We start from the raw sequence: 19,157 nt of genomic DNA, 5'->3' as shown, positions 1-19,157 counted from the left end.
CCGCAGCGGCCCCAAGGTGTTCATGGGCGGGTACGCCTCCCAGGGCAACGCCTTCGAGAACGGCTGGTCACCGGCGCCGTCGGCCTGCCGACTGAAAGCCACCAAGCTGCTCGACGACAAGCCGGCCCGCTGAGCTGATCGGCAAGGTCGTCAACGACCAGTCCTCGGCGGCCCCTGCGGCGATCGGCCCGGGCGGCGCCGAGGCCGCCTCCAAGGCCGGGGCGGCCACGCCGGCCGCCGCGCCGGACGCGGTGAACAGCGAGACGGCCACGGCGGCCACGCCGGTCACGTCCACCGTCACCGGGATCGCCGGCCGGTTCACGTACACCTTCCCGGCGAACTCCGTCACCTCCCTCAGGACCAAGCAGAAGCGGCCGCGGCCCGCGCTCACCCGCCGAAGTACTCCTGAGCCGCCCGCACACCCTCCACCAGAGCGTCCACCTCCGCCGGGGTGTTGTAGACGTAGAAGCTCGCCCGGGTCGTCGCGGGGATGCCGTAGCGCCGCACGATCGGGCGGGCGCAGTGGTGGCCGACGCGGACGGCCACGCCGCGGTCGTCCAGCACCTGGCCGACGTCGTGCGGGTGGATGCCGTCGACCGTGAAGGAGACGGCCGAGCCCCGGTCGGTGACCCCGGCGGGGCCGACGATCCGTACGCCCGGGATCTCGGCGAGCAGGGCCAGGGCGCGGGCGGTGAGCACGTCCTCGTACGCCGACACCTGCGCCATGCCGAGGCGCTCCAGGTACTCCACCGCCGCCGCGAGGCCCACCGCCTGGGTGGTCATCGGCACACCGGCCTCGAAGCGCTGGGGCGGCGGCAGGAAGGTGCTGCGGTCCATCTCCACCATCTCGATCATCGAGCCGCCGGTGAGGAACGGCGGCAGGTCCGCGAGCAGCTCCGCCCGGCCCCACAGCACGCCGACCCCGCTCGGGCCGAGCATCTTGTGCCCGGAGAAGGCGAGGAAGTCCGCACCCAGCTCCGTGACGTCGACCGGGCGGTGCGGCACCGACTGGGCGCCGTCCACGACCACCAGGGTGCCGAACGCATGGGCGCGGTCGGCCAGTTCGCGCACCGGGTTGAGCGTGCCGAGGACGTTGGACTGGTGGGTGAGCGCGAGCACCTTGGTGCGCTCGGCGAGCAGCTCGTCGGCCCGGGACAGATCGAGGCGGCCCTCGTCGGTCAGCCCGAACCAGTCGAGCCGCGCCCCGGTCCGCTCCGCGAGCTGCTGCCAGGGGACCAGGTTCGCGTGGTGCTCCATCTCGGTCACCACGATCCGGTCGCCCGGGCCGAGCCGGCCGGCGTTGCCCAGCGCGTAGGCGACGAGATTGATGCCCTCGGTGGTGTTCCGGGTGAAGACCACCTCGTCGGTGGCGGCCCCGATGAACCGGGCGACGGTCGCCCGGGCCTGCTCGTACGCCTCCGTCGCTTCGCCCGCCAGCTGGTGCGCGCCGCGGTGTACGGCCGCGTTGCGGGTGAGGGCGAAGTCCCGCTCGGCGTCGAGGACCTGGAGGGGCTTCTGGGTGGTGGCCCCGGAGTCCAGGTAGACCAGCGGGACACCGCCGTCCAGGGTCCGCTCCAGGATCGGGAAGTCCTTGCGCAGCGCGTCCGCGTCGAAGGCCACGACGGTTCACCTCTCACGGTTTCTGTTTCGATTCTCCGTGAGGCACGCTAACCCTGTCTCATGGAGAATCGCAAGGATTGCCATGAGGGTCGACTAGGATGGGGGCCGTGGATCACGAGGCCCCCGTCTATCTGCACCAGCTCCCGGTCCCGGGTGAGGACCGGTACGTCTCGCTGGCGCTCGTCAACACCCGGTTCACCGTCAGCCACGGCCGCGTCGACCTGCTCGACGACGCCGAGGCCGCCCATCTGTGGCTCGTCCGGCACGCGCTGCTGCCCGACCGGGTGGAGCTGAACGGCAGACAGTCCGGCCGGCTGCGCACCCTCCGCGAGGCGCTGCGCACCCTGTTCCAGGCCCGCGTCGCCGCGGCGCCTCCGGCGCCCGACGCCCTCGACACCCTGAACGCCGCCCTCGCGGCCGCCCCCGCCACCCCCCGGCTCGCCTGGACCGCCGACGGCCCCCACCGCGCCGCCGTCCCCGACACCGGCAACCCGGCCGCCGCCGCCCTCTCACTCCTCGCCGAGGACGCCACCGACCTGCTCACCGGCGGCGACGCGGGCCAGCTCGCCGAGTGCGCCGCCCAGGGCTGCGCCCGCTGGTTCCTGCGCTCCCACGGCGCCCGCCGCTGGTGCACCACCAAGTGCGGCAACCGCGTCCGCGCGGCCCGCGCCTACGCGGCCCGGAAGGGCGCGGCTCCATGACGCGCCCGCACCGGCCGGGTCCCGCGCGGGCGGCGAAAGTGATTGCATAAACGTGCGTCGCTACGTATAGTCATGCCATCACGAGGAGGATGGACATGGCGGTACGTGCGGCGGTGGCCGGAGCGAGCGGGTACGCGGGCGGAGAAGTCCTGCGGCTGCTCCTCGCGCACCCCGAGGTCGAGATCGGTGCCCTGACCGGAAACTCCAACGCCGGCCAGCGGCTCGGTGTGCTCCAGCCGCACCTGCTGCCGCTGGCCGACCGCGTCCTGACCGAGACCACGGCCGAGGCGCTCGCCGGACACGACGTCGTCTTCCTGGCGCTGCCGCACGGGCAGTCCGCCGCGGTCGCCGAGCAGCTCGGCCCCGACGTCCTCGTGGTCGACCTGGGCGCCGACTTCCGCCTGAGGGACCCGGCCGACTGGGAGCGGTTCTACGGCTCCGCCCACGCCGGTACCTGGCCCTACGGCCTGCCCGAACTGCCGGGTGCCCGCGCCGCGTTGGAGGGGTCCAGGCGCATCGCGGTGCCCGGTTGCTACCCCACCGCCGTCTCCCTCGCCCTGTTCCCGGCGTACGCGGCCGGACTCGCCGAGCCCGAGGCGGTGATCGTCGCCGCGTCCGGCACCTCCGGCGCGGGCAAGGCCCCCAAGCCGCACCTGCTCGGCAGCGAGGTCATGGGCTCCATGACGCCGTACGGCGTCGGCGGCGGCCACCGGCACACCCCCGAGATGATCCAGAACCTCAGCGGCGTGGCGGGCGAGCGGGTCGCGGTGTCCTTCACGCCGACCCTCGCCCCGATGCCCCGCGGCATCCTCGCCACCTGCAACGCCGCGGCGAAGCCCGGTGTCACCGCGGAGTCCGTGCGGGCCGCCTACGAGAAGGCCTACGCCGACGAGACGTTCGTCCGTCTGCTCCCCGAGGGCCAGTGGCCCGCGACGGCGTCCGTCTACGGTTCCAACGCCGTTCAGGTGCAGGTCGCGTACGACGAGGCCATGGGCCGCATCATCGCGATCAGCGCCATCGACAACCTCACCAAGGGCACCGCGGGCGGTGCCGTCCAGAGCATGAACATCGCCCTGGGTCTCGACGAGACCACCGGGCTTACGACGATCGGAGTTGCGCCGTGAGCGTGACGGCAGCGAAAGGTTTCACGGCGGCCGGTATCGCCGCCGGGATCAAGGAGAACGGCAACCCCGACCTGGCCCTCGTGGTCAACGACGGACCGCGCCGCGCCGCCGCCGGTGTCTTCACCTCCAACCGCGTCAAGGCCGCGCCGGTGCTGTGGTCCGAGCAGGTCCTCAAGGCGGGCGAGCTGACCGCGGTCGTCCTCAACTCCGGCGGTGCCAACGCCTGTACGGGCCCCAAGGGCTTCCAGGACACCCACGCCACCGCCGAGAAGGTCGCCGAATCCCTCAACACCGCGGGGCACGACCGGACCGGCGGCCACGCCCCCGGCCAGGTCGCCGTCTGCTCCACCGGCCTGATCGGCGTTCTGCTGCCGATGGACAAGCTGCTGCCCGGCGTCGACAAGGCCGTCGCCCAGCTCAGCGAGCACGGCGGCGAGAAGGCCGCGATCGCCATCAAGACCACCGACACCGTCCACAAGACCTCCGTCGCCACGAAGGAAGGCTGGACCGTCGGCGGCATGGCCAAGGGCGCCGGCATGCTCGCGCCCGGCCTCGCCACCATGCTCGTCGTCCTCACCACCGACGCCGACCTCGACAGCGCGACCCTGGACCGCGCCCTGCGCGCCGCCACCGAGGTCACCTTCGACCGCGTCGACTCCGACGGCTGCATGTCCACCAACGACACCGTGCTGCTGCTCGCCTCCGGCGCCTCCGGCATCGCCCCGGAGTACGAGGAGTTCGCCGAGGCCGTACGGACCGTCTGCGACGACCTCGGCCGGCAGCTCATCGGCGACGCCGAGGGCGCCAGCAAGGACATCAAGGTCGAGGTGATCAACGCCGCCAGCGAGGCGGACGCCGTCGAGGTGGGCCGCTCCATCGCCCGCAACAACCTCCTCAAGTGCGCGATCCACGGCGAGGATCCCAACTGGGGCCGGGTGCTCTCCGCGATCGGCACCACCGGCGCCGCCTTCGAACCGGACCGGCTGAACGTCGCCATCAACGGCGTCTGGGTGTGCAAGAACGGCTCCGTCGGCGAGGACCGCGACCTGGTCGACATGCGCTACCGCGAGGTGCTCATCACCGCCGACCTCGCCGCGGGCGCCGAGACCGCGACCATCTGGACCAACGACCTGACCGCCGACTACGTCCACGAGAACAGCGCCTACTCCTCATGACCACGACGCGCAGACACACCGCGCTCCCCAAGGCCCAGATCCTCATCGAGGCCCTGCCCTGGCTCACCCGGCACAACGGCAGGACCGTCGTCATCAAGTTCGGCGGCAACGCCATGGTCGACGAGGAACTGAAGGCCGCGTTCGCCCAGGACGTCGTCTTCCTGCACCACGCCGGCCTCAGGCCCGTCGTCGTGCACGGCGGCGGCCCGCAGATCAGCGCCGCCCTCGACCGGCACGGCATCGTCAGCGAGTTCAAGGCGGGCCTGCGCGTCACCACCGAGGACGCCATGGACGTCGTACGGATGGTGCTCGCGGGCCAGGTGCAGCGCGAGCTGGTCGGCCTGCTCAACCAGCACGGCCCGCTGGCCGTCGGCCTGACCGGCGAGGACGCGCACACCATCACCGCGACCCGGCACACCCCCGAGATCGACGGCGAACGCGTCGACATCGGGCGGGTCGGCGAGATCACCGCGATCGACACGGGCGCGATCGAGGCCCTGCTGGCCGACGGCCGCATCCCGGTCGTCTCCTCGATCGCCCGCAGTCAGGACGACGGACATGTCTACAACGTCAATGCTGATACGGCGGCTGCGGCACTCGCTGCTGCTCTGGACGCCGAAACCCTCATGGTCCTCACCGACGTCGAGGGACTCTACGAGGACTGGCCGAACTCCGACGAGGTGATCAGCCGCCTCACCGCTTCCCAACTGGAGAAGCTGCTGCCGGAGTTGAGCTCCGGCATGGTGCCGAAGATGGAGGGCTGCCTGCACGCGGTGCGCAACGGCGTGCAGACCGCCCGCGTCATCGACGGCCGGGTCCAGCACTCGATCCTGCTGGAGATCTTCACCGACGAAGGCATCGGCACCATGGTCGTGCCGGACGGACAGGGGGAGTCATGAGCAACCAGGAGCTGACCGCGCGCTGGCAGGGCGCGCTCATGAACAACTACGGCACGCCCCGGCTGCCCCTCGTGCGCGGCGCGGGCCTGAAGGTGTGGGACGCCGAGGGCCGCGAGTACCTCGACTTCGTCGGCGGCATCGCCACCAACGCGCTCGGCCACGCCCACCCGGCGATCGTGGCGGCGGTGAGCCGGCAGATCGGCTCCCTCGGCCACATCTCCAACTTCTTCATGGCCGAGCCCACCGTCGCGCTCGCCGAGCGGCTGCTCCAGCTCTTCGGCCGCGACGGCAGGGTCTTCTTCTGCAACTCCGGCGCCGAGGCCAACGAGGCCGCCTTCAAGATCGGCCGGCTCACCGGGCGGACCCACGTCGTCGCCACCGAGGGCGGCTTCCACGGCCGTACGATGGGCGCCCTCGCGCTCACCGGACAGCCCGCCAAGCAGGACCCGTTCCGGCCGCTGCCCGGCGACGTCACCCACGTCCCCTACGGCGACGCGCAGGCCCTGGCCGCCGCGGTCACCGAGGAGACCGCCCTGGTGGTCATCGAGCCGATCCAGGGCGAGAACGGCGTGGTCGTCCCCCCGGCCGGCTACCTGAAGGCCGCCCGCGCGATCACCGCCGCCACCGGCGCCCTGCTCGTCCTCGACGAGGTGCAGACCGGCATCGGCCGCACCGGCACCTGGTTCGAGTACCAGGCCCACGAGGGCGTGCTCCCCGACGTCGTCACCCTGGCCAAGCAGCTCGGCGGCGGACTCCCGCTCGGCGCCGCGGTGGCCTTCGGCCGGGCCGCCGAACTGCTCCACCCCGGCCATCACGGCACGACCTTCGGCGGCAACCCGGTCGCCTGCGCCGCCGGACTGGCCGTCCTCGACACCATCGCGGGCGAGGGCCTGCTGGACAACGTCAAACGGCAGAGCGCCGCGCTGTGCGAGGGAATCGAGGCGCTGGGCCACCCGTTGATCGATTGTGTTCGGGGTGCCGGGCTGCTGCTGGGTATCGTGCTCACCGGGCCGCGCGCACCGCAGGTGCAGCAGGCGGCCCAGGAGGCCGGGTTCCTGGTGAACGCGCCCGCCCCGGACGTCGTACGGCTGATGCCGCCGTTGAACCTCCGCGACGACGAGGTGGGTGCGCTGCTCCAGGCGCTGCCCGGCATCCTCGACGCAGCGGACCCGGTGCACGGGGACGGACGATCCGGAGAATGAGACGACCATGAGCGAGGCGCAGGACCACGAGCAGGCGGCGGGCGCCGGGCCCGCCGTACCGCAGACCCGCACCGCACGGCACCGCCGGATCGTGGACATCCTCAACCGGCAGCCGGTGCGGTCGCAGAGCCAGCTGGCCAAGCTGCTCGCCGACGACGGGCTGAGCGTCACCCAGGCGACGCTCTCCCGGGACCTCGACGAGCTGAACGCGGTGAAGATCCGCAACACCGACGGCGACCTGATCTACGCGGTGCCGAGCGAGGGCGGATTCCGCACGCCTCGCGCGCCGCTGGGCGAGTCCGCCAAGGAGGAGCGGATGCGGCGCCTGTCCCAGGAGCTGCTGATCTCCGCGGAGGCCTCCGCCAACCTCGTGGTCCTGCGCACCCCGCCGGGCGCCGCCCAGTTCCTCGCCTCGGCCATCGACCAGGCCGAACTGCACGACATCCTCGGCACCATCGCCGGCGACGACACCCTGATGCTGATCAGCCGCAACCCGACCGGCGGCCAGGCCCTGGCGGACCACATGCTGCAACTGGCACAGAACGGGCACTGACCAGGGGACCGGCCGGCGGGGCCGAACACAGCCGGTGCGGCGGACAGGCGGGAGCAGCCGCCGCCGTCAGCCCAGCCTCGCCGCCAGCCCCCCGGTGCAGCGCACCTCGTCGCCGGCCGTGATCAGCAGGGCCTCGACGTCCGGCAGGGACTCCAGCCACGCCAGACCGGCCCGCGAGCCCATCGCGAACGCCGCCGTGGCCCAGCAGTCCACCCAGGTCAGACAGGGGCCCACGACCGTCACCGCCACCAGGTCCGTCACCGCAGGCCGCCCCGTGTGCGGATCCACGATGTGGGCACCCCGCTCGGCCGTCCCGGACGTCGCCACGGACAGTTCGTCCACCCCCGTCGTCGAGATCACCGCCGCGAGCCCGCCCGGCCGGAGCGGATCGGCCACCCCGACCCGCCACGGGCGCTCCCGCTCCGGAGCGCCGAGCAGCTGTACGTCACCGCCCCCGTTCACGCTGACCCCGCACACCCCCTCCACCTCCGCCAGCAACCGCGCCGCCCGCTCGGCGGACCAGCCCTTGACGATGCCGGTGGGGTCGAGCGAGCCCTGGTAGCGCGGGCTGAACCAGCCCTCGCTCACCCGCTCCGCCTCGGCCGCGAGGTCCAGCACCTCGGCCATCTCGGGAGCGCAGTCCGCGACGGTCAGCTCGCCCCGGGCCAGCCGGCAGACCTCGCTGCCCTCGCGGTAGGTGGAGAACAGGGCGTCGACCCGGTGCAGGCCCGCGACCGCCTCGGCGAGCGCGGCCCGCACCGCGTCGGGTTCCCCGCCGCGGACGTCGATGGAGAAGACGGTCCCCATGACCTCCTCCGCGTGACGCACCGCGGTGGGAGCCTCGGCCGGCCCGGTCATCGCCTCAGCCACCGGCCTGGTCCAGCGCCGACTGGAGCGACTGCCGGTAGCCGGTGCTGGTGTAGGTCGCGCCCGAGACCGCGTCGATGTGCGCGGTCCCGGCCGCGACCGCCTCCTGGTTCAGCTTCGGGACGGCCATCGCGGTCTTCTGGTCGCTGAGCCCGCCCTTGGGCGCCTGCACCGCCGCCGCCTGCGCGATCCTGCCGCCGCTCACCGTGATCCGCACCTGCACCGGGCCGTACGGGGTCTGCGCGACCTTCCCGGTGGCGGTGACCGAACGGGCCTGCGCGGCACCGGAACCGGACGTCGACCCGGAGCCGGCCCCGGACCCCGACGCGGCAGGGGACGATGCCGAGGGCGCGGGCGCCGCAGCGGACTTCATCCGGTCCAGCGCCGACTGGAGCGACTTCTTGTAGCCGTTGCTCGTGTACGTCGCCCCGGACACCGCGTCGATCCGCGCGCTCTGCGCCGCCACGGCCTCCTGGTTCAGCTTCGGGACGGCCATCGCGGTCTTCTGGTCGCTGAGCCCGCCCTTGGGCGCCTGCACCGCCTCCGCCTTGGCGATCTTCCCGCCCGCGACGGTCAGCCGTACCTGCACGGTGCCGTACTGCGTCTGCGTCGCGTCCCCCGTCACCGTGCCGCCGGCCGCACCGGCCGGCCGGGTGGCGCCCTGGGGCGACTGCTGCGCCCCGGCGGTCTGCTGCGGCGCCGTGCCCGCCGCGGCCGCCGTCGGATCCGACGACGGTTTCAGCGACAGCAGCAGCACGACACCGGACACGGTCGCGGCGGTGGCCAGGACGACCCGTCGGATCGGGTGGCTCTTCCTCATGTCTCCGTAGCTCCCGCTCACATCTCGAAGGACTCGTGATGGATGCGGCGGGCGGGAACCCCCGCACCGCGCAGTGCCTCGTACACCGACTGCGCGAACCCGGCCGGCCCGCACATGAAGACATCGTGCCGCTCGATGTCCGGGATCTTCCGCTCCAGGTTCTCCGCGGAGATGTCCGGGCGCTCGCCCTCCGGGCTGTTCACCGCGTACATCAGCCGGGCGCCCCGCTCGTCGGCGATCTTCGCCAGCTCGTCCCACAGGGCCAGATCCCGGGTCGTGTTGGCCCGGTACAGCAGGGTGATGTCGCCCGCCGCGCCCGGCAGCGTCTCGAACAGCGCCCGCATCGGCGTGATCCCGACCCCGCCCGCGACCAGCAGCACCTTGCCCCGGCTGCGGCGCTGCGCGGTCATCGCCCCGTACGGCCCCTCGGCCCACACCCGGGTGCCCGGCGTCAGCTCGCGCAGCCGCTCGCTGTGGTCGCCGATCGCCTTCACGGTGATTCGCAGCATGTCCGGACGGGGCGCCGCCGACAGGGAGTACGGGTGCGAGCTGAAGCGCATCCCGGGCGCCAGGAACCGCCAGCGGAAGAACTGGCCCGCCTCCGCGCCCATCCGGTGCAGCTTGCGCCCGCCGATCAGCACCGACACGATGCCCGGCGTCTCCTCGATGACCGCCTCGACGCGCATCCGGTGCTTCAGGTTCAGCCGGATCGGGATGAGCACCCGGTACCAGAGCACCAGCGCGGTGACCGTGCCGTACAGGCCGTACCAGAAGGTCTTGGCCATCGGCTGGACCGCGAAGTCGTTGCCGGTGGTGAGCTGGTGCCAGAACGTCAGGAACACCGCGGCGTACGACAGCAGATGCACGTGGTACCAGGTGTCGTACGGCATCCGGCGGCGCACCGGGCCGATCGAGGTCAGCCCGATCAGCACGAACAGGCCGGTGCCGATGGCCGCCTTGCCGACGTCGGGCAGCTGGTTGATCGAGTCGATCGTCTGCTGGACGATGTCGTTCAGCGACTTGCCCGCCTGGCGCGCGTACCCCCACATCGTGAGGAAGACGTGCGCGACGATCAGGCTGAGCGTGTAGCGGCCGCTCATCGCGTGCCAGCGGGCGACCCGGTCCGAGCCGACCCGCCGCTCCAGCGCGGGGACGCGCGCCATCTGGAGCACGACCAGCGCCATCAGATAGCCGGCGAGCAGGCCGGTGATCCGGCCCGCGTTCAGGATGCGGCCGGTGTCGTCGGCGACGGACGGCGTGTCGTGCCACCACAGCCACAGCACCGCCGCCGCGCCGGCCCACACCGCGAGCAGCAGCGGGACGGCCGGCGAGCGGCGCGGGCGGATACGGCGCATCGTCTGGCGGCGGGCGGCACGGCCGCCGGCGAGGGTGGTGCTCACGGTTCCTCCGTGGGGACTCGGGGGAGTCGGCCCTTGGCCCTCAGATACGTGCCGCATGCGCCGCGTGTTCATCCGTGTGCTCAGCGGCCCGCCGAGTCCAGCGCGGACTGGAGGGACTGCCGGTAGCCGGTGCTGGTGTACGAGGCGCCCGACACCATGTCGATCTGCGCGCTCTGCGCGGCCAGCGCCTCGCGCCGCAGCTGGGGCAGCGCGTAGCTGTTGATCTCCTGGTCGCGCGGGTTGTCCTGCGGGTACTGCACGGCCGTCACGTCCGTGATCCGGCCGCTCTTGATCGTGACCCGCACCTGGACCGGCCCCCAGCGGGTCTGGACGGTCTCGCCGGTCACGGTCTTGGTGCCGGTGCTCCTGCCCGAGGCAGCGCCGCTCGACGGCGCCGAGGGGGCCGAACTGCTCGACACCGCAGGGGACTTGGCGCCGGCCGGGGCCAGCGTGGGACTCGTGTGCGGCTTCAGCGACAGCAGGAGCACCATCCCGGACACCGTCGCGGCACCGGCCAGCACGATCCGGCGCAGCGGACGGTTCTTCCTCAAGGCGTGCACGTCAGGGTCCTCACAGCTCGAACGACTCGTGGTGGATGCGGCGGTCCGGCACCCCGGCCGCCCGCAGCGCCTCGTACACGTCCTGCATGAAGCGATGCGGGCCGCAGAGGTAGACGTCGTGACCGGCGATCCCGGGGAACGTCGCGCGCAGCGACCCGGCCGAGATGTCCGGCCGCTCCCCGCCCGCCCCGTTCAGCGCGTACAGCACCTGCGCGCCGCGCCAGCGGGCGATCGCCTCCAGCTCGCCGCCCAGCGCCAGGTCCTCGGAGCCGCGCGCCCGGTACAGCAGCGTGACCTCGCCGGGCAGCGTCTCGAACAGCGCCCGCAGCGGGGTGACACCGACCCCGGCCGCGATCAGCAGCGAGTGGTGGCTGGTGGCGCGGTCGGCGGTCATGGACCCGTAGGGACCCTCGGCCCACACCCGGGTGCCGGGCCGCAGCAGGGCGACGCCCGCACTGTGGTCGCCGAGCGCCTTGACGGTGATCCGCAGCCGGTCCGGGCGCGCCGGCGCCGACAGGGAGTACGGCGTCGACGTCCAGCCCAGGCCCTCGCCGAGGAACCGCCAGCGGAAGAACTGCCCCGGCCGCGCGCCGAGCTCGTCCAGCTGCCGCCCGCGCACGACGACCGAGTACACACCCGGTGACTCCTTGTGGACCGAGTCCACACGCAGCTGGTGACGCCGGTTGAGCCGCACCGGGGCGAGGATCCGGAACCACAGCACCAGGGCCGCGACGCCGAGGTACAGCGCGTACCAGAGCGCCGTCGGCACCGGCTGCCCGTTGAACTCGTTCCCCAGCGACACCTGGTGGAAGAAGACCAGGAAGACGGCCGCGTAGGTGAGGAGGTGGACGTAGTACCAGAACTCGTGGCTCGTCCGGCGGCGCACCGCGTGGGCCGAGGTGATGCCGACCACGAAGAGGATCAGCGTGCCGGCGGTGGCCTTGAGCATGTCCGGGTAGTCCAGGACGACGGTGACCGTCTCGTGCCACAGCGAGGCGTGGTCCTGGGCGGCGTACCCGGCGAGGATCAGAGCGATGTGCACGGTGAGCAGGCAGACCGTGTACCGGCCCGCCATCGCGTGCCAGCGGGCCACCCGGTCCGAGCCGACCCGGCTCTCCAGCAGCGGCACCCGCGCCATCAGACCGACCAGCACCGCGCAGGCGTACCCGCACAGCAGCCCGGCGAGCCGCCCGGCGCCGGTCAGCCAGCCGGCCGAGCCGACCACGGACCCGGTACCGGTCCACCAGAGCGCCACCGCGCCCGCCGCACCGGCCCAGAGCACGGCCAGCACGGGTCCCGCGGGGGAGCGCCGGCCGGCCACGGGCACGGGCGGGGCCGTCCGTCGCGTATCGACCGTGGTCATAGGTTCAACGCCCTTTCGTCCGTCATGCCCGGCCACTGTGCCCGCCCAATCTCTGAGCCACCTCTGAGCCACCCTCCTGACCAGGGCTTTCGACAGCGGACTCAGAGGGGTTTCTCATCCGGCGTTCAGCCGGGCGGGGCGGGCGGCACCGGGGCGGCGGTGAGCGCACTCACAGAAAACTCAGAGGTCGGGCGGTACACCGCACCCGCCGACAGGGGTGATGCTGGGAGGCGCGATGAACACGACCCGTTCCGGCCGCCCGGCCCTCACCCGCCCCGACGGCACTGCGCTGCGCGTCCTCGTCGTCGACGACGACCCCGACCTCGCGGAGGTGCTCACCGGCGCCCTGCGCTACGAGGGCTGGGAGGTGCGCGCCGCCGGCGACGGCGCCTCGGCCCTCAGCACCGCACGCGACCTGCTGCCGGACGCCGTCGTCCTCGACGTGATGCTCCCCGACACCGACGGCTTCACCGTGCTTCGCGGGCTGCACGAGGTGAAGCCCGACGTCTGTGTGCTCTTCCTCACGGCACGGGACGCGGTGGAGGACCGGATCGCCGGCATCACCGCGGGCGGCGACGACTACGTCACCAAGCCCTTCAGCCTGGAGGAGGTCGTCGCCCGGCTGCGCGGACTGCTGCGCCGCGCCGGCATGGCCCGCCAGCTGGAGGACGGGCCGCGCCTGGTCGTCGGCGACCTGGTGATGGACGAGGAGGCCCGCGAGGTGACCCGGGCCGGCGAACTGGTCGAACTGTCGCCGACCGAGTTCGAACTCCTCCGCTTCCTCATGCGCAACCCGCGCCGCGTGCTCAGCAAGGCGCAGATCCTCGACCGGGTCTGGTCCTACGACTTCGGCGGCCGGGCCCATGTGGTCGAGCTGTACATCTCCTACCTGCGCAAGAAGGTCGACGCGGGCCGCGAGCCCATGATCCACACCGTCCGTGGCGCGGGCTACGTCCTCAAACCGGTGACCCGCTGATGTCGTCGCTGCCACGGTTCCTGCGCCGCCTGCCCCGCCCCCGCACCCTGCGCGCCCGGCTCACCGCCGGGCTGGTCGTGCTGCTCGCGATCAGCTGCGCCGCGGTCGGCGTGGCGGCCGTCGTCGAACTGGACGGCTTCCTCACCCGCCGGCTCGACCAGCAGCTCCAGCAGGCCGGCACCTCCTTCCCGCAGAGCCTGGAGCACGGCACCTACACGCCCTCGAAGCCCTCGGACCACGACGGCGACGAGCACGGCGACACCCGCCGCCAGGCCGCCGAGACGTTCGGCGCCCGCCTGCTGGCCGGCCGGGTCACCAGCGCGGCCGTCGTACCGGCCAGCGACAAGCAGGACCTCAGCATCACGCTGACCACGCACGACCGCGCGGCCCTGGCCCGGATCCCGGTGGACGGCGCGGGCCACACCGTGTGCCTGTCGCACCTGCGCGACTACCGCATGATGGCGTGGCGCGGCCGGGACGGCGACGTGCTGATCACGGGGCTGCCGACGGAGCCGGTGCGGGCCGTGGTCCAGCGCCTCGAACTGGTCGCGGTGGTCGTCTTCGGCCTGGCCCTGACCGCCGCCGGGGTGGCCGGGGCGCTCTGGGTCCGCTGGTCGCTGCGCCCGCTGAGCCGGGTCGCCGCGACCGCCACCCGGGTCAGCGAGCTGCCGCTGGCCACCGGCGAGGTGGTGCTCCCGCCGCGCGCCCCCGACCACGACCCGCGCAGCGAGGTCGGCCGGGTCGCCGCGGCGTTCAACCGCATGCTGCGGCATGTCGAGGACGCCCTGACGAAGCGGCACGCCGGCGAGGAACGGCTGCGCCGCTTCGCCGCCGACGCCAGCCACGAGCTGCGCACGCCGGTCGCCTCGGTCCGCGGCCACGCCGAACTGGCCCTGCTCCACCCCGGCCCGGTGCCGCCCGAGGTCACCCGCGCCCTGGAGCGGATCAAGGCCGAGTCCTCGCGCATGGGCGAGATGGTCGACGACCTGCTCCTGCTCGCCCGCCTGGACGCGGGCCGCCCGCTGGAGCGGCAGCCGGTGGACCTGACGCACCTGGTGCTGGACGCCGTCACCGACGCCCGCGCCGCCGGCCCCGACCACCGCTGGTCCATGGACCTCCCCGAGGACCCGGTCACGGTCCCGGGCGACGCCCACCGCCTCCACCAGGTGTTGGCCAACCTGTTGGCCAACGCTCGTTTGCATACACCTGTGGGCAGCAAGGTGACGGTCATCCTGGAACGCGCCCCGGACGCCGCCGTCCTCTCGGTGCACGACGACGGCCCCGGCGTCCCCGAGGACGTCCAGCCGGGCGTCTTCGAACGCTTCACCCGGGCCGAACACCGCCGCCGCCCCGGCGCCTCCGGCGGCGGCGCGGGCCTGGGCCTGTCGATCGTGGCGGCGGTGGCGGAGGCACACGGGGGGAGCGTGGGGCTGGAGAGCAGACCGGGGAGTACGACGTTCAGGGTGACCCTGCCGACCTGAAGGTGCCCGGGGCTCAGTACCGGGTCACCGCCGTGGCGCCGCTGTCGGTCCCCACGGCGATGTGCGGCGACTTCTCGGGCCTGGCCCACCGAAGAATCCGCTGCATCGCGTCCTCCGGCACCGACACACAACCGGCCGTCGCGCCCTGCCCGTTGACGTGCAGGAAGATGCCGGCGCCGCGTCCGTGCACCGGACGGTCGTAGTTGAAGCCGATGACGAGGCCGTACGCGTACTGCGCCGTGTAGGAGACCAGGTGCTCGGACTCGGAGGCCCGGCAGTCGGCCGGCAGGGGGTCGACCCACCGGTTGTACGACGACGAGTCGTTGTCCTGGCACCACCACGAACTGTCCTTCACCGCACGGTACGTGACGGTCGTGCCGTTCGGCGCCGCCTTGATGCCGAAGCCGAAGGGGAGGCCGTACAGACCGGTCGGGGTCGTGTTCGTGCCCTGCGTGCGGGTGGCGCCGTCCGCCAGGCCGCTCGCTCCGAACCGTGCCGGTGCCGAGCCCGCCTGTACCCACGCTCCGTCCCGCAGGTCCCACCAGGTGACCGTGCCCGACGTCGAGTCGGTGCGCGGTGCCTGAGCGGTGATCAGCTGGGTGCCGCCGCCCGTGTCCGCCATCTGCGCGGGCAGCGGACCGGACTCGGATCCGGGGCGGGCACCGGGAGCCGGGGCGGCGCCGAGCAGGGCGAGCGAGGACGCGGAGACGAGGGCGAGGACGACACCGGGGCGCATGGCTCAGACGGTAGACGGGGGGAGCGGCAACGGCAGTCCGGGTAGGCCGTCCAGGCTAGTCGCCACGTGCTCCTTCTTCTCGAAGTACCGGCTCAGGGAGTCGTCGTCCTCGCGTGCGAAGCGCTTCTCGTGCAGGTCGCGGTCCTGGTCGTACGCCATGAAGGGGACGGCGTAACCGCAGGTGTCCCGCACCAGCTCGGCGTGGACGACGATGACGGCGCGCAGTCCGTGCGGGGTCGGGTCGATGCCCGGGAAGTGGGCGAGCAGCCCGGGGAAGCGCGGGTCGTCGCGGAAGACCGGCTCGCCCCGGCCGTGGACGCGCACGATGTTCGGCGGGCCCTGGAAGGCGCACCACATCAGGGTGATCCGCCCGTTCTCCCGCAGGTGGGCGATCGTCTCGGCGTTGGACCCGGCGAAGTCCAGGTAGGCCACGGTCAGTTCGTCGAGTACGGCGAAGGAGCCCCGGAGCCCCTTGGGGGAGAGGTTGACGGTGCCGTCGCCGGAGAGCGGGGCGGTCGCGGTGAAGAACAGAGGCTGCTCCTCGATGAAGGTGCGGAGCCGGCCGTCGATGCGTTCATAGGTCTTTCCCATGTCTAACGATTATTGAGGAAAATCCTTCGCCTGTCTAACGAATTGCGAGGATGCGGCGGGGTGTGGGGACGTGGCGGCGTATCGGGGCCGCCCCGGCCGGCGCTTGTCGGGGCGGCCCCGGGGGCCTGCTACCTCACTTCGTGAGCGTGCAGGCGGCGAGGGGGTCGAGGCCGGTGGGTTTGGTGCCCTTGCGGCCGATGGCGGTGGCGATGCGGTCGATGGTGGAGACGCGTTTGTCCTTGAGGGGGCCGAGGATGGCGTTGTTGACGAAGTTGGGTCCGCCTTGGCCGACGGTTGTTCGCAGTCGGTTGTCGGCTTCCTGGATCTGGGTCTGGAGGAGGGTGAGGTTGCGGGTGACCTCGGCCTGTGCGGAGGCGGGGACGGCCGGGAGCTTCGAGGCGACGTCCGGGCAGGTGATCGTCCCGGCGTCCGTGGTGCCGCTCGTCGCCGAGCCGCCGGACTGCCGGCCGGCCGCGGCGCTCGGCGCGGCGCCGGCCCCGGTGTTCGTGCCGCGGCTGTTCACGCCGCCCGCGTTCAGCGTGCAGGCGGCGAGGGGGTCGAGGCCGGTGGGTTTGGTGCCCTTGCGGCCGATGGCGGTGGCGATGCGGTCGATGGTGGAGACGCGTTTGTCCTTGAGGGGGCCGAGGATGGCGTTGTTGACGAAGTTGGGTCCGCCTTGGCCGACGGTTGTTCGCAGTCGGTTGTCGGCTTCCTGGATCTGGGTCTGGAGGAGGGTGAGGTTGCGGGTGACCTCGGCCTGTGCGGAGGCGGGGACGGCCGGGAGCTTCGAGGCGACGTCCGGGCAGGTGATGGTCCCGGGGCTCGCCAGTGTGCGGGCGTTCGTCGCGCCGTCGCTCGTGCCGGGCGTTCCGGCGAGGGCCGAGCCCGCGATCACGGCGCCGGACAGCGCCACGGCGGCAGCGCCCCCGATGAAGGCCACACGGCGCTTGTTGTACTTCGGAAGAGCCCTGGACATGCGGATGCCTCACTTGGTCGGGGGTGGGTTCAGCGGTGAGTGAGACGCGGCGCCTGCGCTCGGAGGGAAGTACGGGAAAGCGGTTGCCGGCGTTCAGGACTCCCCTCGATTGACGAATCATGCAAAGGTCTGCATACTCATGCATACCAAAGATTGCAGTGTGAGGGAGAGACCCGTGGCCGAGTGCGGCGTACTCGCCTGTTCGGGCGGCCTGGACACCTCTGTCGCCATCGGCTGGATCGCCGAGGAGACGGGCGCCGAGGACCGGGACGTCATCCGCAAGCGCGCCCTCGCCTGCCAAGGGCGAGTTCGCCGACGAGTACTGCCTCCCGGCGGTCAAGGCCAACGCCCTCTGCATGGACCGCTGCCCGTGGTCTCGGCGCTGTCCCGGCCCGCCATCGTCAAGCACCTGGCCGCCGCCGCGCAGCAGCACGGCGCCACCACCGTCGCCCTCGCCCCCGGCCTGAAGTGCGTCGCCCCGGTCCGTGACCACGCGATGACCCGGGACAGGGCGATCGCCTTCCGCGAGGCCGAGCGGCTCCCGCTGTCCTCGCGGATCGCCGCGCGGCGGGACCTGCGGGCATAGCCTGACGCACGACCCGCACCACAACCGACCCAGCCACCTTCTCTAGGAGCAGCGCAAGTGAGCAGCAACAGCGGTGACGTCCGGCTCTGGGGCGGCCGTTTCGCCGACGGTCCCGCCGAGGCCCTGGCCAAGCTGTCCGCGTCCGTCCACTTCGACTGGCGGCTCGCGCCCTACGACATCGCCGGTTCGCGTGCCCACGCGCGCGTCCTGAACAAGGCGGGGCTGCTCACCGAGGACGAGCTGACCCGCATGATCGACGGGCTCGACCGGCTGGAGGCCGACGTCGCCGCCGGCACCTTCACCGGCACCATCGCCGACGAGGACGTGCACACCGCCCTGGAGCGCGGTCTGCTGGAGCGTCTCGGCCCGGACCTGGGCGGCAAGCTGCGCGCCGGCCGGTCGCGCAACGACCAGGTGGCGACCCTCTTCCGGATGTACCTCAGGGACCACGCCCGCATCATCGGCGGCCTGATCGCCGACCTCCAGGACACTCTCGTCGGCCTCGCCGAGGCCCACCCCGATGTCGCGATGCCGGGTCGCACCCACCTCCAGCACGCCCAGCCCGTGCTCTTCGCCCACCACGTCCTGGCCCATGTGCAGTCCCTGTCCCGGGACGCCGAGCGGCTGCGCCAGTGGGACGAGCGCACGGCCGTGTCGCCGTACGGCTCCGGCGCCCTCGCCGGCTCCTCGCTCGGCCTGGACCCGGAGGCGGTGGCGAAGGACCTGGGCTTCGAGCACGGCAGCGCCGCTAACTCGATCGACGGCACGGCCTCCCGTGACTTCGTCGCCGAGTTCGCCTTCATCACCGCGATGATCGGCGTGAACCTCTCCCGGATCGCGGAGGAGATCATCATCTGGAACACGAAGGAGTTCTCCTTCGTGACCCTGCACGACGCGTTCTCCACCGGCTCGTCGATCATGCCGCAGAAGAAGAACCCGGACATCGCCGAGCTGGCGCGCGGCAAGTCCGGCCGTCTGATCGGCAACCTGACCGGCCTGATGGCGACGCTCAAGGCCCTGCCGCTCGCCTACAACCGCGACCTCCAGGAGGACAAGGAGCCGGTCTTCGACTCCTGCGACCAGCTGGAGGTGTTGCTGCCCGCCTTCACCGGCATGATGGCCACCCTCACGGTCAACCGCGAGCGGATGGAGGAGCTGGCCCCGGCCGGCTTCTCGCTCGCCACCGACATCGCCGAGTGGCTGGTCAAGCAGGGCGTGCCGTTCCGCGTGGCGCACGAGGTCGCGGGGGAGTGCGTGAAGGTCGCCGAGGCGGAGGGCAAGGAGCTGGACGGCCTCACGGACGAACAGTTCGCGAAGATCTCCGCGCATCTCACGCCGCAGGTGCGGTCCGTGCTGACCGTCCCGGGCGCCCTCGCCTCCCGCGACGGCCGTGGCGGTACGGCGCCCGGCGCGGTCGCCGTCCAGTTGGCGGAGCTCAAGGCGGACCTGGCGACGCAGCACGCGTGGGCCGACGCAAAGAAGTGACGTGAGGGCATCGCGGGTTACGTTGGTCGTCAGTCAGCCGAC

General features: G+C 72.5%; 19 protein-coding genes and 1 pseudogene. 10 read left to right on the top strand and 10 right to left on the bottom strand.

Translation table 11 applies throughout. The features are described from left to right. Positions 1 to 67: 67 nt before the first annotated feature. The gene (locus BIV25_RS54790; RefSeq protein WP_371273128.1) at positions 68 to 391 is read right to left on the bottom strand and encodes a hypothetical protein; all 324 of its coding nucleotides are present in this window, start codon (positions 389 to 391) and stop codon (positions 68 to 70) included. Then, positions 388 to 1,620 carry a cysteine desulfurase gene (locus BIV25_RS40480; protein ID WP_071377562.1) on the bottom strand — a complete coding sequence of 411 codons (1,233 nt, stop codon included), beginning with the start codon at positions 1,618 to 1,620 and terminating at the stop codon, positions 388 to 390. The genes BIV25_RS54790 and BIV25_RS40480 overlap by 4 nt, the downstream gene beginning before the upstream one ends. Positions 1,621 to 1,718: 98 nt before the next feature. Here BIV25_RS40480 and BIV25_RS40475 point away from each other — a divergent pair, with 98 nt between their 5' ends. The 6 genes from BIV25_RS40475 to BIV25_RS40450 all read left to right on the top strand — a co-directional run bounded on the left by BIV25_RS40475 (position 1,719) and on the right by BIV25_RS40450 (position 7,274). After that, positions 1,719 to 2,321, top strand: a complete 603-nt coding sequence (locus tag BIV25_RS40475) for an ABATE domain-containing protein (RefSeq protein ID WP_256257123.1) — start codon at positions 1,719 to 1,721, stop codon at positions 2,319 to 2,321. Positions 2,322 to 2,416: 95 nt separating this feature from the next. After that, positions 2,417 to 3,445 carry an N-acetyl-gamma-glutamyl-phosphate reductase gene (argC, locus tag BIV25_RS40470; protein WP_071377593.1) on the top strand — a complete coding sequence of 343 codons (1,029 nt, stop codon included), beginning with the start codon at positions 2,417 to 2,419 and terminating at the stop codon, positions 3,443 to 3,445. After that, the gene (gene argJ, locus BIV25_RS40465; protein ID WP_071377561.1) at positions 3,442 to 4,620 is read left to right on the top strand and encodes a bifunctional glutamate N-acetyltransferase/amino-acid acetyltransferase ArgJ; all 1,179 of its coding nucleotides are present in this window, start codon (positions 3,442 to 3,444) and stop codon (positions 4,618 to 4,620) included. Before argC ends, argJ begins: the two co-directional genes overlap by 4 nt. Continuing rightward, on the top strand, positions 4,617 to 5,519 hold the full coding sequence (argB, locus tag BIV25_RS40460; protein WP_071377560.1) for an acetylglutamate kinase: 903 nt from the start codon (positions 4,617 to 4,619) through the stop codon (positions 5,517 to 5,519). The genes argJ and argB overlap by 4 nt, the downstream gene beginning before the upstream one ends. Then, a complete protein-coding gene (locus tag BIV25_RS40455; RefSeq protein WP_071377559.1) occupies positions 5,516 to 6,721 on the top strand; it encodes an acetylornithine transaminase in 1,206 nt (401 codons plus the stop codon). The genes argB and BIV25_RS40455 overlap by 4 nt, the downstream gene beginning before the upstream one ends. Positions 6,722 to 6,728: 7 nt before the next feature. Further along, the gene (locus BIV25_RS40450; RefSeq protein ID WP_071377558.1) at positions 6,729 to 7,274 is read left to right on the top strand and encodes an arginine repressor; all 546 of its coding nucleotides are present in this window, start codon (positions 6,729 to 6,731) and stop codon (positions 7,272 to 7,274) included. A gap of 66 nt (positions 7,275 to 7,340) precedes the next feature. Here the strand turns inward: BIV25_RS40450 and BIV25_RS40445 are convergent, their stop codons facing one another. The 5 genes from BIV25_RS40445 to BIV25_RS40425 form a co-directional block, all read right to left on the bottom strand. After that, complete coding sequence (locus tag BIV25_RS40445) at positions 7,341 to 8,132, bottom strand: FAD:protein FMN transferase (RefSeq protein ID WP_071377592.1); 792 nt, start codon at positions 8,130 to 8,132, stop codon at positions 7,341 to 7,343. A 4-nt stretch (positions 8,133 to 8,136) separates the two neighbouring features. Further along, complete coding sequence (locus BIV25_RS40440) at positions 8,137 to 8,961, bottom strand: FMN-binding protein (protein WP_177235598.1); 825 nt, start codon at positions 8,959 to 8,961, stop codon at positions 8,137 to 8,139. A 17-nt stretch (positions 8,962 to 8,978) separates the two neighbouring features. Further along, positions 8,979 to 10,361: a ferric reductase-like transmembrane domain-containing protein gene (locus tag BIV25_RS40435; RefSeq protein ID WP_071377557.1), complete on the bottom strand. Its 1,383-nt coding sequence runs from the start codon at positions 10,359 to 10,361 to the stop codon at positions 8,979 to 8,981. Between the two features lie 80 nt (positions 10,362 to 10,441). Beyond that, positions 10,442 to 10,921 (bottom strand): FMN-binding protein, encoded by a 480-nt coding sequence (locus tag BIV25_RS40430; RefSeq protein ID WP_071377556.1) that lies wholly within the window; start codon positions 10,919 to 10,921, stop codon positions 10,442 to 10,444. Positions 10,922 to 10,931: 10 nt separating this feature from the next. After that, positions 10,932 to 12,284, bottom strand: a complete 1,353-nt coding sequence (locus BIV25_RS40425; RefSeq protein WP_071377555.1) for a ferric reductase-like transmembrane domain-containing protein — start codon at positions 12,282 to 12,284, stop codon at positions 10,932 to 10,934. A gap of 235 nt (positions 12,285 to 12,519) precedes the next feature. Between BIV25_RS40425 and BIV25_RS40420 the strand changes: the two genes are divergently transcribed. Then, a complete protein-coding gene (locus BIV25_RS40420; protein WP_071377554.1) occupies positions 12,520 to 13,260 on the top strand; it encodes a response regulator transcription factor in 741 nt (246 codons plus the stop codon). After that, positions 13,260 to 14,741, top strand: coding sequence for a cell wall metabolism sensor histidine kinase WalK (locus BIV25_RS40415; protein WP_071377553.1), 1,482 nt, complete (start codon positions 13,260 to 13,262; stop codon positions 14,739 to 14,741). Before BIV25_RS40420 ends, BIV25_RS40415 begins: the two co-directional genes overlap by 1 nt. Positions 14,742 to 14,754: 13 nt before the next feature. On the opposite strand, the gene BIV25_RS40410 is transcribed toward BIV25_RS40415, so the two are convergent. The 3 genes from BIV25_RS40410 to BIV25_RS40400 form a co-directional block, all read right to left on the bottom strand. Continuing rightward, positions 14,755 to 15,477 (bottom strand): L,D-transpeptidase, encoded by a 723-nt coding sequence (locus BIV25_RS40410; RefSeq protein ID WP_071377552.1) that lies wholly within the window; start codon positions 15,475 to 15,477, stop codon positions 14,755 to 14,757. 3 nt (positions 15,478 to 15,480) lie between these two features. Then, complete coding sequence (locus BIV25_RS40405; RefSeq protein ID WP_071377551.1) at positions 15,481 to 16,068, bottom strand: pyridoxamine 5'-phosphate oxidase family protein; 588 nt, start codon at positions 16,066 to 16,068, stop codon at positions 15,481 to 15,483. A 133-nt stretch (positions 16,069 to 16,201) separates the two neighbouring features. Beyond that, positions 16,202 to 17,044, bottom strand: coding sequence for a hypothetical protein (locus BIV25_RS40400; RefSeq protein WP_177235597.1), 843 nt, complete (start codon positions 17,042 to 17,044; stop codon positions 16,202 to 16,204). 175 nt (positions 17,045 to 17,219) lie between these two features. Between BIV25_RS40400 and BIV25_RS40395 the strand changes: the two are divergent. Beyond that, positions 17,220 to 17,597, top strand: a pseudogene (locus BIV25_RS40395) (argininosuccinate synthase domain-containing protein); the annotation flags it as partial. A 90-nt stretch (positions 17,598 to 17,687) separates the two neighbouring features. Continuing rightward, positions 17,688 to 19,115, top strand: a complete 1,428-nt coding sequence (gene argH, locus BIV25_RS40390; protein WP_071377549.1) for an argininosuccinate lyase — start codon at positions 17,688 to 17,690, stop codon at positions 19,113 to 19,115. The last annotated feature ends 42 nt before the right edge of the window (positions 19,116 to 19,157 follow it).

Origin of the sequence: Streptomyces sp. MUSC 14, assembly GCF_001866675.1 — a bacterium.
Classification (GTDB): Bacteria; Actinomycetota; Actinomycetes; order Streptomycetales; family Streptomycetaceae; genus Streptomyces.
Note: the sequence above shows the minus strand (reverse complement) of the source record. Positions and strands in the feature narration are given on the sequence as shown.